The organism is Tissierella sp. (genome assembly GCF_031460495.1).
Taxonomy (GTDB): domain Bacteria; phylum Bacillota; class Clostridia; order Tissierellales; family Tissierellaceae; genus JAVKTS01.
The window spans coordinates 660,717-675,426 of sequence record NZ_JAVKTS010000001.1 but is presented as its reverse complement, the minus strand read 5'-3'; the positions used below and the strand labels follow the sequence as shown (position 1 = coordinate 675,426).

Sequence of the window (14,710 nt, the reverse complement as noted above, 5' to 3'; positions counted from 1 at the left end):
AAATAGTTATTATATATTATTGCATAGTCGTTCTTGCAAGTTCTTTACTGGATTTTCCCATATCTTTTATAGCAATATCACTATTAATTATTCTATTATTCTGCTCATCAATTGTTGCCTGTATCTCTTCTATTGAAGCGGCATGTTCTTCTGATATGCTTGCTATATTTTCTATTTGATATTGGATCTCATTAAATCTGTTGAATAGATCTTCAACATTTTTATCCTCTAATTTCACCATATTCCTTACTTTATCAAAAGAGGATGTCATACTACCAAAGCTTTTAATCATACCCTCCATAAGATCCTTACCTATATCTGCTGCTTCGTTTCCTTGATTTACTTCCGATAGCACTATCTTAGTCCTTTGGTTTATTTCATTGATTATCCTGCTAGCATCGTTAACATTTTCCTTGCTAAGTTCTGCAAGTTTTCTCACCTCTTCTGCAACAACTGCAAAGCCCCTACCTGATTCACCAGCCCTAGCGGCTTCTATAGCTGCATTTAATGCAAGAAGATTTGTTTGTTCTGATATCTGTATTATAATGGATAATATTACATTAATATTATTTATACTGCTTTCCAGTTCTTGTACATTGTTTGCAGCTGATGTGACCGTACTATTGATTATTTCCATCTGTTCATTTGTTTTATTGAATATTTCAAGGCTATTTAATGTTAGTTTATCTGTTTCATTAGTAACTTGACTTACCTCCATTGAAATCTTCTGTGTATCTTTAACTATGTCACCGACTTCTAAAACTAAGTTGTTTATACTTTGGATACTATTTGCCTCCTGACTAACACCAGTGGCTATCTCTTGAACAGCTAAGGTAATAGAGTTACTTATATCTCTAATTATCTGAAGATCATTTGAAGAATTAGATATATTATTATTTAACACCTCTGTACTACTTTGTATAACTTTCATTGTATCTTCAAGCTTTTTCACTAATAAATTAGATTCATTTTCACTTTTAATTGAGGATTGTACATATTCATTTCCCCATTTACACATAAAGTATATGACTAATATAGATATGTCATAAAGAAACATATATGATATAAACTCATTGATACTCCCTGATTTAAGTACAGATGTAGGACTTATATAAAAATAAATTGACATAATAATATTGAAAAATATTCCATAATTTAATACCAAAGATTTTCTAAAGTAAAGTCCCATCATGGTTAGTGAAATATAATAACCTAAAAATATTTTAGGCTCTCCTTGGGTTAAGTGCGACATTACCAGGCCTACATATGTTGCCATAGATCCAATTATAAAACTTTTGACCTTATGATTAATTTTAGCAAAATAAGAAATCATGCTTATCGATATGAAAGTTAATCCTACTCCACTCATAATTAATCCATAATCAAAACCATTATTTAAAAAACTTTGTAATACCACCGATATAATAATTATCCAACTAAGAATTAAGTTAAACTTGTCTACTCTTGTAGCATCATAATTCTTTGATAATCCTACCATAATTATTACTACCCCCCAAGTTGTATTTATTGTAATATTAATAATAGATGTAGTTTATCACATTCATGTGATAAGTTCTACCATTTTTTTACATGACCCTGGTAATAATACACAATGTGACAAGTGCTATATTTCTTCCTAATATTTATCTATTACTTCCTTTTGATCTAATATCTCATTTCCTTCCAAAATCCTTGATAAGGTATATAATCTTTCGCCTATAAGCTCCCCATAATCATTTAATGCTTGACTGAATAGTTTGATATCCTCATCTATTTTTTCATTATTAGTGCCTAAGGCTATTGAATGTGTGGATCACTTTTCACTGTATATCAACATACCTTAGCAGAAATATCTACCTTACCCTGTCATCCACTGAGCTAGTCCAATGAAAGGCCTTTTGCATCTGAGTCATAAGCATTTCTAACATCAATATTCTCATAGATTGCAGATACTATCACTGGTTTATGCTTTAAAGCTGTTGGTATTTTCATTATTCTTTACTCCCTTCTTTGTTCACTAGTCTACTAAATTTAAAATCTATAGATACTATTTTCGAAAAGATGCAATTGAAATTTTTATTACTGTATCTAATAACATTGATTTTATTATTTTAAAGTTTATATCATAATTTCTCGCGATAATGGGAAAAATGGAACAATAACCCAAGAAAGGTGAATGAGTAAATGATAAATATAAATATTAATAATATGGACTATGAAATCCCTGAAAACTTGACAGTACTTCAGGCATGCAATCAATTTGGTATACATGTTCCAACCTTATGCCATGATGAAAGATTAGAGGCTGAAGCCTCATGCAATCTATGTATTGTTGAAGTTAATGGTCAATCTGACCTAAAAACTTCATGCTCTCTTAGAGTAGAAGAAGGTATGATAATTAAAACAAATAGCCAAAAAGTAATATCTGCTCGAAGAGAAGTGTTGGACAAATTAATATGGGGTCACCCTGATGATTGTACTGATTGTCATAAAACAAGAGATTGTAAACTACATTCTTATTGTGATGAATATGAAGTTGTAAATAAAACAGCTTCATATACAAGTGATAGAGAAATATATCCTAAGGACACTACAAATCTATTTTATGATATAGATCCTAACAAATGCATTTCTTGCAATCTATGCATAAATGTATGCAATGAATTACAAGGTAGAAGTTCCTTAGAAATCAACCATAAAGGATATATATCTAGAAAAACTTCATCCTCTGAAAATAATCAATGTGAAGACTGTGGGAATTGCGTATCAGTATGTCCCACAGGTGCTCTAATGCCAAAACAATATATGATGGAAGTAGGCGAACTGCACGATACAGAAACTATGAAGCAAAATAAGGAAGAAACTGAAGAATCAAGATATGTTAAAACAACATGTGCATATTGTGGAGTTGGCTGCCAACTAGAATTAGTAGTTAAAGATGAACATGTGGTAGATTGTAAGCCCGTTAATGTATTGCCTAACACGGGTTTGTTGTGCGTTAAGGGAAAGTTTGGTTTTAAATTCATTAATCACCCTGATAGATTAAAAACTCCTCTCATAAGGAAAAACGGTGAGTTTGTGGAAGCCTCTTGGGAAGAAGCATATAATTTAATAACTGAAAAAGCCAATGAAATAAAGTCAAAGTACGGAAGTGATGTGTTCGGTGGGTTGAGTTCAGCAAGATGTACAAATGAAGAAAATTATTTATTTCAAAAGCTTGTTAGAGTAGGGTTTGGTACTAACAATATTGATCATTGCGCACGACTCTGACATTCTTCATCAGTTGTAGGACTTGCAACTACTTTAGGAAGCGGCGCCATGACTAATAGTATCGAGGAAATATTAGATACAGACCTAATGTTTATAATTGGATCAAATACTTCAGAAAATCATCCAGTTATATCCAATAAAATGAGGATGGCGAAGAAAAAAGGGGCCAAAATTATTGTAGCAGACCCTAGAGAAACTGATATGGCTAAAATATCAGATATATATTTACAAATGAGGCCAGGTAATAATATTGCCCTTATAAATGCAATGATGAATGAGATAATCAAAAATGATTTGCACGATAAAAAATATATAGAAGAAAGAACCGAAAATTTTGATGAATTTGCAGAACATATTAAATCATTTACAGCAGAAAAGGTAGCTGATGTATGTGACCTTGATCCTGAAGATATAAAAAAAGCTGCTAGAATGTATGCAGAGGCTGAAAATGCTGGGATATACTATGCCATGGGAATAACTCAACATGTTTCAGGTAGCTATGCTGTTATGGCTTTATCTAACCTTGCAATGCTTTGTGGAAATATAGGAAAGGAATTCACAGGTATCAATCCTTTGCGTGGACAAAACAATGTACAGGGCTCATGTGATATGGGTAGCCTTCCTGGGGATTATCCAGGATATCAAAAGGTATATAAGAAGGAAGTGAGGGAAAAGTTTGAAAAGGCTTGGGGAGTTACTCTACCATCAAAATCAGGATTAACCCTACAAGAAATAATACACGGAGGAGAAGATGGCAGTATTAGGTTCCTATATATTATGGGTGAAAATCCTATGCTTACAGACCCAGATTTAAAGAATGTAGAAAAGGCTTTAAAAAATGTGGATTTTTTAGTTGTGCAAGATATCTTTCTATCTGAGACAGCTGCCATTGCTGATGTTGTCCTCCCTGCAGCCTCTTTTGCTGAGAAGGATGGAACTTTTACAAATACGGAGAGAAGAGTTCAACGAGTAAGAAAAGCAATCGAACCTGTTGGAGATTCTAAGCCTGACTGGAAAATCATTATGGATATAATGAATAGACTGGGAATGAATCAAAATTATAAGCACCCATCAGAAATAATGGAAGAAATTGCTTCACTAACCCCTGAATACGGCGGAATATCCTATGATAGATTAGAGGAAGTAGGAATACAATGGCCTTGCTTAGATAAGGATCACCCTGGAACTAAACTCTTGCATGAAGGAAAGTTTGATAGAGGGAAGGCCTTATTTGTAACAGTAGACAATATTTCAAGTGCAGAGCTAGTAGATATGCATTACCCATTTATTATGACTACAGGCAGGGTATTATATCAATATCACAGTATGACTATGACAGGTAGAGTAGATGCACTTGACAAGAAAGCCCCAGATTCCTTTATCGAGATGAATACAGCAACTGTTGATAGATTAGGATTACATGATGGAGAAGAAGTAAAAGTTACTTCTAGGCGTGGCTCAGTGGTCACTACAGTAAAGTCAACCGATAGGATAGCTGAAGATGTATTATTTATGCCTTTTCATTATTCAGATGCAAAGGTAAATTACCTAACAAATCCTGAAGTAGATAAAATGGCAAAGATACCAGAATTAAAAGTTGCAGCTGTAAGGGTTGAAAAAGTAGTCTAAGTAAAAGAGATTTTTGTATGTTTTTTTTAAAATAAATATATAAATATGTATATCTATGGTACAATAGGCATTAAGTACTATTTTTTACTAAAAGGAGGCTATTAATGGATAATTTTCAACGCAACTTAGATAAATATGCAAGGCTGGCAGTAAAAGTTGGTATAAATCTTAAAGAAAAAGAAGGTCTAATAGTAACAGGAAATGCCGTAACTTTGCCTCTTGCACGGGCTATTATGAGAGAAGCCTATGACGCAGGAGCAAAGCATGTTGAATTTCAATTAAATGACGATGAAATGAGTTTAGCAAGATTTAAACATGGTAAAGATTATGTATTTGAAGACTACCCTCAATGGAAGGTAGATTCTCTAGAAGCAATGTATAAAGATAATTACCACCATATATTTATTCTTGCTCCTGACCCAGAATTATTAAAAGATATAGATGGAGAAATAGTTGCTAAAAGCCAGAAATCTGCTTCACAAGCTATGGCATCTGTAATGAAGTATCGAATGACAGGAATTACAAAATGGAATATAGTAGCTATGCCATCAATTCCATGGGCAAAATCTGTGTTCCCTGATTTAGATGTTGATCTAGCCATGGAAAGATTATGGGAGAAAGTATTTTCAGCTACTAGAGTTGATCAAGATGATCCTGTAAAGGCTTGGGAAATCCATGATAAAAATTTGAAAAAATATAAGAATTTCTTAAATGATAAGCAATTTGAAAAACTAGTATTAAAAGGGCCAGGTACTGACCTAGAGGTTTATCTAGCTGAAGATCATTTCTGGATGGGTGGTTCCAAGGAAAGCCAAGCTGGCCACTCTTATGTAGCAAATATGCCTACAGAAGAAGTATTTACTACACCTCATCGCCTCAAAGTCAACGGAACATTAAAGGCTACAAAAGCCCTTAGCTTAAATGGAAGGCTTATTGAAGACTTTGGATTTACATTTAAGGATGGAAAAGTAGTTGATTTCTATGCAGAAAAGGGATATGACATCTTGAAAAAACTTATGGAAAATGATGAAGGTGCTACTTATTTAGGGGAGGTAGCTTTAGTTCAAGATGACTCTCCAATATCAAATACAGGTATATTGTTTAACAATACATTATTTGACGAAAATGCTTCAGTTCATTTTGCCTTAGGCAGAGCATATGCCTATGCCATGAGAAATGGTTCTAATATGACTGAAGAAGAACTAAAAGCAAAAGGTGCGAACTTCAGTTTAATTCATGAAGATTTTATGGTAGGCGGTCCAGAATTAAATATTACAGCATATGAAAAAGATGGCACTGAAGTACAATTATTCAAGAATGGAAACTGGGTATTTTAGAAAGTAAATAAGTTTGGAATTTGGTGCCTGGCACCGAATTCCAAACTTATTGTGATTTTATCATTAAATATTTTTCCTTATGTTGAATTATTTCAATTTCACCATATACTTCTTTGAATGTATTGCTTAGGGATTTGCTGTCTACATCATCGGTTTTAAAATCAGTAAAGATTTTATTATCTTTTAATATTATTATTCTATCGCAATAATAAAGTGCCATATTTGGATCGTGTAGAGTGATTAGTCCTGCCTTCTCTTCACCTTTTACTATTTCTTTTATTTTTGATAAAACCATATGACTGTTGTTAAAATCCAATGCACTATTAGGCTCATCAAATAACATAATCTCAGAATTCTGCATTAAAGATCTGGCTACAATAATTAGTTGTTTTTGCCCTTCACTTAATTGGAGAAAATTTTCATCAGCTAAGTCTTCTATCTCCATTTTTTCTAGTATACTATAGGCAATCTGCTTGTCTTCCCTAGTGGGGTAGCCAAATACCCCAAGATAAGGAGTAATACCCATCAGTACAATTTCTATTACCCTTGTATCATAAACTATACTATGTCGCTGAGGCATAAAGGAAATAAATCTTGCCCGTTGTTTTTCATTGTATTCATAAATATTTTTTCCATCTATAAGACATTTACCACTCTTTGCTCTTAATAGTCCACTAATTACCTTTAATAAAGTAGTCTTCCCTGTACCATTTAACCCTAGAAGACCGATAAATTCCTTTCTTTTCATATTAAAACTAATATCATTAACTATTAATTCCTTGTCATAGGCTGCTACAATATTTTCAACCTTTAGTAATTCCAATATGCATCCTCCTATCTGTAGCGACTCATTAAATATGCTAAATATGGTGCTCCGATAAAAGTAGTCAATATACTAATGGGGATTTCACTACTTCCTATACTTCTTGCTAGACAGTCAGCTATAATAAGGATTATTGCACCAATTAGTCCACTAAAAATAGCAGTATTAAAATCATTTCTTTTCATTATCATCCTTGCTATATGTGGTGCTATTAAACCTATAAATGATACAAGTCCAGTAATGCTTACAATACTGGCTACTACCAAGGTTGCAGCAAGAATAACATAAAGTCGTATCTTTTCAACTTGTAAACCAAGGCTTTTACCTTCGTCATCGCTTAATGACAAGATATTAATCTGCCATCTAAATAGTACTAACATTATAATACCAAATAAATAGAAAGGTAATATAGAAAAGAGCTTCTCTGATGTAACCCCAGCAAAACTCCCCATCGACCAAAATTCAATTGCTGCCAATTGTCTTTCTGGATCAGCAAAGTACTTCAATATCATTATAAATCCGTTACTTAGAGATCCAATCACTATACCTGCCAAAACAAAACTTGCAATTCCCTTATTGGATATTTTGGTAAGTCCAATAGCTACAAAAACTGCTAAAACTCCCCCCACAAAAGAACTAAAGGCTATAGTAAAAGTTCCTCCAGCTAAAAATACAATGCAAACAGCCGCCCCAAGTGTTGCTCCCGAAGAAACCCCTATAATATCTGGAGTCGCAAGGGGATTTTTAAAGATTGTTTGATATACAGATCCTGCTATACTGAGCCCCATTCCTGCAATAAGCAGCATAATTGTCCTAGGAAGCCTAAGATTAAAGAATACCATCCTTGCTGTATCGTCAACCTCACCACCAAGGAAGATTTTGAAAATATCCTTAATAGGAATGAGGTATCTCCCCACTCCTATGGATATTAGAAATGCAACACATAATAACACAATTGCTATACTGTAATGAGGCAGATATTTCCTATTAATTTCTCTTGTATCTACATTGTCTATTTTCATTATTTAGTTATTTTCTCTTTGTCTGGTGTAAATCCATAGAAAGTTTCGTAGAATTCTACCACCTCATCTTTAAATGCATCAAAAGCATGTAGGTCTTCATTTATAACAAATCCTAGCCATCTTGTGCCCAATATACTAGACGGTACTGGAGAATCCCAAGCTTCAAAGGAATCTGGCATTACATAAATCTTATTATTCTTTACTGCATCAATGGCAGCTAATTTAGGATCATTAAGAATATCCTCTTTTGTATAAGTTGCTCCTGGTACTATAACTATCATTTCTGGATTATAAGCGATTAACTGTTCATATGAAATGATAGACCAATAGGTATCATCTATATCATAAGCTACATTAGTGCCTCCAGCTGTTTCAATCATATAGCTTTGATACATTTTCTTTGAGGCAGTAGATAGAAAATCACTATTACCTCCAAGGTAAATCCTCATTCTACTACCATATTGAGCCATTAGTCTAATATCTATAGTTTTTTGATCATAATATGCTATCAACTTATCTGCTGTTGCTGTCGTTCCAGTAGCTTTTCCTATCATTTCAATAGCTTCTTTTAGTAAATCCATACTTTCAGGGTTTACTGCTATTACTGTTATGCCCATTTTTTCTAAGCTTTCTACAGCATCCTTTAACCTAATAGGTAATATAACTAAATCTGGATTAAGAGCTATTGTACCCTCTAAGTTAAATTCCTTTGCAGTGCCTACATTTGGTAACTCTAAAAATTGTGGTGCAGCTAATGAGTAAATAGGCTTTGTGTTTGCTTTTGCTTCTACTCCTACTACATTATCTTCTAATCCTAAAGCAATTAACATAGATGTAGTTATGTAATACCCACTTACTATTTTTTCTGCTTTCTTCTCCATAGTAATAGTTCTACCTAAGTGATCTGTAATTGTGATTGTTGAATCTTCCAGTTCTTTTTCACCTTCTTGTGGTGTTTCAGAACCTATATCTGGTGTTCCTATGTCTTCCTTTGCTTCATCCTTAGCTGTACACCCTATAACAGATATTACCATAACAAATGCAATTAAAAACAATAGACTTCTTTTCCAAAATTTCATGCTATTCCTCCTCGTAAATTCTTTAGTATGATGTATAAGCTAACACTTGATTACAGTATTCACCTAAATAAGATATACCATATATTATTTTAGGTGTCAATCCATTGACAAGTGGCATTTTAAAATGCAGTGGGAATTCCCTCTGCATTTTATTATACTAACTATTATATTAATCTTTCACTACTTCATTATCCTCATAGCTAACCCAATCACTATAACCACCTAGATATAGTCTTGGAGTAAGTCCTATTTCTTCCATTAGCATGTAATTTACAGTGCCTGTAATACCCGATCCACAATGAACAATTACTTCTTCATATTTTTCCAAGGATTTGAAATGGTCAATCAGGGATTCCTTATCCATTACCTTTCCATCAATTAACAAATCCATCCAAGGAAAGTTCAATGCATTAGGGATATGTCCTGGTATTCTATCCATGGGTTCCACTTCACCGGCATATCTCTCCTTAGCTCTTGCATCTACAATAGCAACATCCTTTGAATTAATAGCTGATTTTACATAATCAACATCTACTTTCATTAAATCATTTATATTCAAGGTCAATGAATTTGATTTTAGAGGTGTAGGTATCTCTGTTGTAAGTTCATTCCCATTCTCTATCCAAGCTTTTATTCCACCTTCCAAGACAAATACCTTATCTTTTCCTGCATATTTCAACATCCACCAAAGTCTACCTGCCATGGATAAATCACCATCATCATATATGATTATTGTAGAATCATTATTTACACCCAATTCTTTCATATTTTCAATAAATACTTCCATATTAGGTAATGGGTGTCTACCCCCATGCTGACCTAATTTCCCTGTCAAGGTGTCTTCCATTGAAACAAATTGAGCACCTTTTATATGACCTTCTTTATATTCTTCATAACCGTAATCAGGATCAGTCAAGCCTGCCCTCACATCTAATATAATCAAATTTTCCTCTAGCATATTATTTACTAACCATTCTTGGGATACAATATTCTTCATCTAATACCTCCTGGACAGATTTTATCTTGTACCTATATCTTAATCCTATTTATTGGTGCTACAAGTTGTAGACGGGCAACCACTACAGCTACCACCGCAACTAGATCCACCTGATTTTTTTCTCTTTCTAATACTAGTTATACTTAGCACTATGCAAACCACTATAATCCCAATTATAATCAAATCTACCATATTAAGCTCCTCCTAGCTATTTGATAATGAATATCAATTATACCTATATTATAAGCATAAATCAACTAGCTAGAAAAGTCAATATTTTTGAAATCAAATTATCTATAATATGAAAAAATAGCCGTCCTACGAGTATATAAACATTTGCTTGTAGGAAGGCTATTTTCACTTATTCATTTGTTTTTTAATCAGTAATTTAACTATCAGCTAAACTGGAATCAAGTTTATCCGTTTCTTTAGGCTTTATAGTAGTCTTCCAAGCATGCATTGCAAGGGATACTGCTATAACTCCATAGGCAACGAATACTCTAAAATATTCTCCTAGTTGTGCATTGTTAAACAACTCTTTTCCTGCTTGAGGTGCAACTATAAACAAGGTATGGAATAGTATAACCCCTATTATGGCTTGTTTGTTTGTTGCCTTATGAACTGATGCTCCACCTACAAGAAGTGCTGCTATGGCGAACTGACTTACTTGAGTATGGGCACCGTAGGTTGAGAAGGTACCAATGTTTTGTAAATAAATTAACTGACCCCAACAAGCAAGTACAGTAGATATAATCATGGCTATTATCCTTGTTCTATCAACATTTATACCAGCTGCATTGGCTACAGTACGACTTTGACCTACTGTACGCATATTCTGGCCAAGTCTGGTTCGAAGTAGCATATTGTTGAATATACATAGTACAACTATACATAGATATGTTGTTACAGGAATATTTACATACATTAATATTTCCTCAATTGGTCCTATATAGGTCAATAAGAAAATTAATCCTGCTGCTACTATTCCTGCTATTGGCTGTTTGATATTATATTCTTCAGTATGTTTAATGAATTTGTTGTCTATTATCTTCCAAACTTGAGAAATAATCAGAATTGCAATTCCTATGATTACACCATGAAGTAATAGCAATCTGTCCATTGCTAAAAATCCATTAATTCCAGGAATAAATGTTGCTCCATATATAGCTACAGCAGCAACTAATAGGATTAAATCCTTGATCATGGAAGTTTCAATTTTCTTTAATGCTCTTAGGATGAATTTCAATGCAAGGATTCCTACAACTATATAGAATGATAGACTAATTATTGTTAGCATTGAAACAGTGTCCAAGGAATACTTTAAATTGCTTGCCAAGTCTATAGTATTCTTTACTCCGATGCCTCCAGTTATGATTAGAGTATCATTTTGTACTGGAATAACTGCTCCAATTATAAATAGGAAAAATAATTGGTACAAGCCATCAGCAAAATAGCCTAAGACCATTCCCGCAATCATCTCTGCGCCCTTCATCTTGTTAAATAGCTTACCAACCAACCATCCAAATAATATTGCTATAGGGGTAGCCATTAGTACAGAAACAAGAAAACCTTCTATACCAGTAAAACCCCAGTAGACTATCCAAAATACGGCAATTTGAGCTGCTATTGCTCCTATTGTTATACCAAAGTTCAATCCCATACCTGCTAAAACCGGAATAAGCAAGGACAGAACTGTGAATCCATTTCTACCTATACGAGTAAATAATTCTCCGGCTATGAAGGTAAGAGGACTACCAGAAGCTACTATTGCACCTATACATAAAATTACAAATAATAGAACAACCTTATTATCGTTAATTATATTTAGAGTTTTATCTTTAATATTAGGCATTTTTGCTACCTCCTTTTGTCTTTGACAAGGCATATAGTATTATGCCATTGGAGATAATAATTCTAATAACATCTGAAAGATTGCTATCAGGCATTAATTTGTTAACCACAGGTAAAGCTACTGCTAATATCCCTTGGAATAAAAATGCTCCTATAATTACATGGGATATCTTTGCCCTATCTACACTAGCTCCCCCTATAAGCACTGCAGCTACACTGTGAAATCCCATCCACAATGGTGCATTATAAAGCTGTATGAAACCATAGCTTTGTGAATAGACAATTATTCCTACTGCACCTAATACAGTGGAAATAACTGTACCTAAAATCCTCATCTTATTCACATTTATACCAGAGGATTTTGTAAACACAGGGTTTGCTCCAGCTGCACTCATGGCGATACCCGCCTTACTTCTCATGAAAAGCCATACTATAAAACAAACCAATAAGAAAAAGATGATTAATCCTGTTGGAATATATAGGCCATTTATTCCTTCACCAATGGAGAAGTCTAACCATCTGTTGAATACTTCTCCAAAACTACTAGCAAGACTTATGGTATTTCTCATACCTTGCCCACCTAGTGGCCATATTAATTCGCCACTCTTAAATGGTAAGGAAAGCCATAAAATATTCATAAAAGCAATTACAGAGAAACCAACATAAGTTGAAACAGTTACCTCTGAGCCTTTTACTCTATTTAAAACCAAGCCATATCCTATCCCTAGTATACTCGCTATACCAATTCCAACGCCCATAGCTAATAATATACTTAGCCAAGGATTCATAGCTCCTACTTCAATTGTTATTATTGACCCTAAGAGTCCTGCAACTATACCTAATGATATTCCAAAATTCAAGCCAATACCACATTGAACAGCAGGTACCATTGCAAGTACTAATACTCCATACATTGCCCATCGGCGAATAGCATCTCCCAAAAGATTAGGTACACTTAATCCCAAAGGGGCAGCTAAAGCTAGCATAGATAGAAAAAACCCAATAATAATCAGTCTAGGTAAGCCAATGTTTTGATAGACATTATTCACTTTATCACGCATTCTTAGCACCTTCTTTCCTTGAACCTGCCATAGCAAGACCAAATTCTGCATCTGCTGCATCTGGTTTCAATATAGTAGCCAGCTTTCCTCCTGAAACTATTGCGATCCTATCGCATAATGACCGTAGCTCTACCAATTCAGAACTAACCATGATTATAGTTAGACCTTGCTCACGATTAAGTTTGACTAAATATTCTAGTACTAGTTTTTTAGCACCAATATCAATACCACGAGTTGGCTCTGATACAATTAGCAAATCAGGATTCATAGTAAGGGCACGAGCTAAACACACTTTTTGTTGATTTCCACCAGATAAACTTCCTGAAGCTTGCTTTGGACCAGTACAACGAATATCCAATAGTTCTATCATGTCCATGGCATGTTTTCTAGCCTTCTTTTGATCGAATAATTTAATTGGACCAAATTTTACTAAAAAATCATCATTGATTTGCATAGCCGAGAAAGCAATGTTTTGCTCAATTGATTCTCCTAAAAGTAATCCTACGCCCCTTCTATCTTCAGAAACACAGGCGATTCCATTCTCTAAAGCATTGCCTAATTTTGATAGTTCCAATTCCTTGCCAAATAGACTAACAGTGCCCTTTGATTCATACAGACCCATTATACCATTAGGGATACCAATTTTCCCTTGTCCAGCAAGACCACCTATTCCAAAAATCTCACCCTTGCGGATATCAAGATTAATTCCATTAACCATTTCGCCTGGCATATTAACATAATAATCCTTCATGGAAAGAGCTATATCATCATCTCTTAATACACGATTATCTTCCATATCATCAACGAGCTTTTCTACTTTTCTACCAATCATTAGTTCAGCAATTTCTTCAACGGAAGAATCCTTTACATCCTTTCGTATAACAAATTCACCATCTCTTAGAACTGTAAGACTATCTGCTATGGCCATTACTTCATCAAGACGGTGAGTTATAAATACTATGGCTATACCTTTATCTGCAATTAGACGCATGATTTCCAACAAGCGTTCCGCCTCGGATTCAGTAAGTACTGCAGTAGGCTCATCAAATACTAATAGCTTTATCCCAGTTTTATCAATTTCTCTTGCAATCTCAATAAATTGCATATAACCAATTGGTAATCCTGCAACTTTAACATACTCTTCTATATTAAGACCGATTGTAGCTAAGGCCTTTTTTGCATCTTTTTTCATCTTTGGAAAATCTAGAGTTTCTAAATTTTTCCCAAAAACTTTACTTAATAAATTCGGATTACTTATTTCCCTACCAACTTTTATATTTTCTGTAACAGTAAATCCTGGAATAAGCATGAATTCTTGATGAACCATTCCTATACCATAATTCATTGCATTATGTGGGGCATCTATTACTACAGATTTCCCATCAATTTCAACTGTTCCTTCAAATCCTCCAGTGGAATGTATCACAGGCATTCCAAACAATATATTCATCAATGTAGACTTTCCAGCCCCATTTTCACCCATTAAAGCATGTATTTCTCCGGCTTTAATTTTTAAATTAACATTTTTAAGCACACGATTACCGTAATATTCCTTTGATATGTTGTCCATATTTAGGAGATATTGATTTTCCATCTGAATCCCTCCTAGCTTTATGAAAATAATTGCTTTATTATATTATT

General features: G+C 33.9%; 13 protein-coding genes. 2 read left to right on the top strand and 11 right to left on the bottom strand.

Annotated features, from left to right (window positions below; translation table 11 throughout):
* Positions 1-16: 16 nt before the first annotated feature.
* The 3 genes from RIN63_RS03140 to RIN63_RS03130 form a co-directional block, all read right to left on the bottom strand.
* On the bottom strand, positions 17-1,498 hold the full coding sequence (locus RIN63_RS03140) for a methyl-accepting chemotaxis protein (RefSeq protein ID WP_310443203.1): 1,482 nt from the start codon (positions 1,496-1,498) through the stop codon (positions 17-19).
* Between the two features lie 138 nt (positions 1,499-1,636).
* Positions 1,637-1,762, bottom strand: a complete 126-nt coding sequence (locus RIN63_RS03135; RefSeq protein WP_310443337.1) for a hypothetical protein — start codon at positions 1,760-1,762, stop codon at positions 1,637-1,639.
* 116 nt (positions 1,763-1,878) lie between these two features.
* Positions 1,879-1,992 carry a DUF6530 family protein gene (locus RIN63_RS03130; protein WP_310443202.1) on the bottom strand — a complete coding sequence of 38 codons (114 nt, stop codon included), beginning with the start codon at positions 1,990-1,992 and terminating at the stop codon, positions 1,879-1,881.
* 192 nt (positions 1,993-2,184) lie between these two features.
* Between RIN63_RS03130 and fdhF the strand changes: the two genes are divergently transcribed.
* Both fdhF and RIN63_RS03120 read left to right on the top strand, forming a co-directional pair.
* Positions 2,185-4,899 (top strand): formate dehydrogenase subunit alpha, encoded by a 2,715-nt coding sequence (gene fdhF, locus RIN63_RS03125; protein WP_310443201.1) that lies wholly within the window; start codon positions 2,185-2,187, stop codon positions 4,897-4,899.
* 104 nt (positions 4,900-5,003) lie between these two features.
* Positions 5,004-6,236 carry an aminopeptidase gene (locus tag RIN63_RS03120; RefSeq protein WP_310443200.1) on the top strand — a complete coding sequence of 411 codons (1,233 nt, stop codon included), beginning with the start codon at positions 5,004-5,006 and terminating at the stop codon, positions 6,234-6,236.
* A 46-nt stretch (positions 6,237-6,282) separates the two neighbouring features.
* Here RIN63_RS03120 and RIN63_RS03115 read toward each other — a convergent pair whose 3' ends face one another.
* From RIN63_RS03115 to RIN63_RS03080, 8 genes are all read right to left on the bottom strand, one after another.
* Positions 6,283-7,059 carry an ABC transporter ATP-binding protein gene (locus RIN63_RS03115; RefSeq protein WP_310443199.1) on the bottom strand — a complete coding sequence of 259 codons (777 nt, stop codon included), beginning with the start codon at positions 7,057-7,059 and terminating at the stop codon, positions 6,283-6,285.
* Between the two features lie 11 nt (positions 7,060-7,070).
* The gene (locus RIN63_RS03110) at positions 7,071-8,081 is read right to left on the bottom strand and encodes an iron ABC transporter permease (RefSeq protein WP_310443198.1); all 1,011 of its coding nucleotides are present in this window, start codon (positions 8,079-8,081) and stop codon (positions 7,071-7,073) included.
* The gene (locus RIN63_RS03105; RefSeq protein ID WP_310443197.1) at positions 8,081-9,160 is read right to left on the bottom strand and encodes an ABC transporter substrate-binding protein; all 1,080 of its coding nucleotides are present in this window, start codon (positions 9,158-9,160) and stop codon (positions 8,081-8,083) included. The genes RIN63_RS03110 and RIN63_RS03105 overlap by 1 nt, the downstream gene beginning before the upstream one ends.
* A gap of 169 nt (positions 9,161-9,329) precedes the next feature.
* Positions 9,330-10,157 carry a sulfurtransferase gene (locus RIN63_RS03100; protein ID WP_310443196.1) on the bottom strand — a complete coding sequence of 276 codons (828 nt, stop codon included), beginning with the start codon at positions 10,155-10,157 and terminating at the stop codon, positions 9,330-9,332.
* A 45-nt stretch (positions 10,158-10,202) separates the two neighbouring features.
* The gene (locus tag RIN63_RS03095; RefSeq protein ID WP_310443195.1) at positions 10,203-10,349 is read right to left on the bottom strand and encodes a FeoB-associated Cys-rich membrane protein; all 147 of its coding nucleotides are present in this window, start codon (positions 10,347-10,349) and stop codon (positions 10,203-10,205) included.
* A 196-nt stretch (positions 10,350-10,545) separates the two neighbouring features.
* Positions 10,546-12,009 (bottom strand): ABC transporter permease subunit, encoded by a 1,464-nt coding sequence (locus RIN63_RS03090; RefSeq protein WP_310443194.1) that lies wholly within the window; start codon positions 12,007-12,009, stop codon positions 10,546-10,548.
* Positions 12,002-13,069: an ABC transporter permease subunit gene (locus RIN63_RS03085; RefSeq protein ID WP_310443193.1), complete on the bottom strand. Its 1,068-nt coding sequence runs from the start codon at positions 13,067-13,069 to the stop codon at positions 12,002-12,004. Before RIN63_RS03085 ends, RIN63_RS03090 begins: the two co-directional genes overlap by 8 nt.
* On the bottom strand, positions 13,062-14,663 hold the full coding sequence (locus RIN63_RS03080; RefSeq protein WP_310443192.1) for a sugar ABC transporter ATP-binding protein: 1,602 nt from the start codon (positions 14,661-14,663) through the stop codon (positions 13,062-13,064). The genes RIN63_RS03085 and RIN63_RS03080 overlap by 8 nt, the downstream gene beginning before the upstream one ends.
* Positions 14,664-14,710 lie beyond the last annotated feature (47 nt).

Excerpts from the sequence above, each read along its gene's own strand:
- RIN63_RS03140 (WP_310443203.1), bottom strand. The coding sequence starts at position 1,498 with ATGGTAGGATTATCAAAGAATTATGATGCTACAAGAGTAGACAAGTTT.
- RIN63_RS03130 (WP_310443202.1), bottom strand. The coding sequence starts at position 1,992 with ATGAAAATACCAACAGCTTTAAAGCATAAACCAGTGATAGTATCTGCA.
- RIN63_RS03120 (WP_310443200.1), top strand. The coding sequence starts at position 5,004 with ATGGATAATTTTCAACGCAACTTAGATAAATATGCAAGGCTGGCAGTA.
- RIN63_RS03110 (WP_310443198.1), bottom strand. The coding sequence starts at position 8,081 with ATGAAAATAGACAATGTAGATACAAGAGAAATTAATAGGAAATATCTG.
- RIN63_RS03105 (WP_310443197.1), bottom strand. The coding sequence starts at position 9,160 with ATGAAATTTTGGAAAAGAAGTCTATTGTTTTTAATTGCATTTGTTATG.
- RIN63_RS03100 (WP_310443196.1), bottom strand. The coding sequence starts at position 10,157 with ATGAAGAATATTGTATCCCAAGAATGGTTAGTAAATAATATGCTAGAG.
- RIN63_RS03095 (WP_310443195.1), bottom strand. The coding sequence starts at position 10,349 with ATGGTAGATTTGATTATAATTGGGATTATAGTGGTTTGCATAGTGCTA.
- RIN63_RS03090 (WP_310443194.1), bottom strand. The coding sequence starts at position 12,009 with ATGCCTAATATTAAAGATAAAACTCTAAATATAATTAACGATAATAAG.
- RIN63_RS03085 (WP_310443193.1), bottom strand. The coding sequence starts at position 13,069 with ATGCGTGATAAAGTGAATAATGTCTATCAAAACATTGGCTTACCTAGA.
- RIN63_RS03080 (WP_310443192.1), bottom strand. The coding sequence starts at position 14,663 with ATGGAAAATCAATATCTCCTAAATATGGACAACATATCAAAGGAATAT.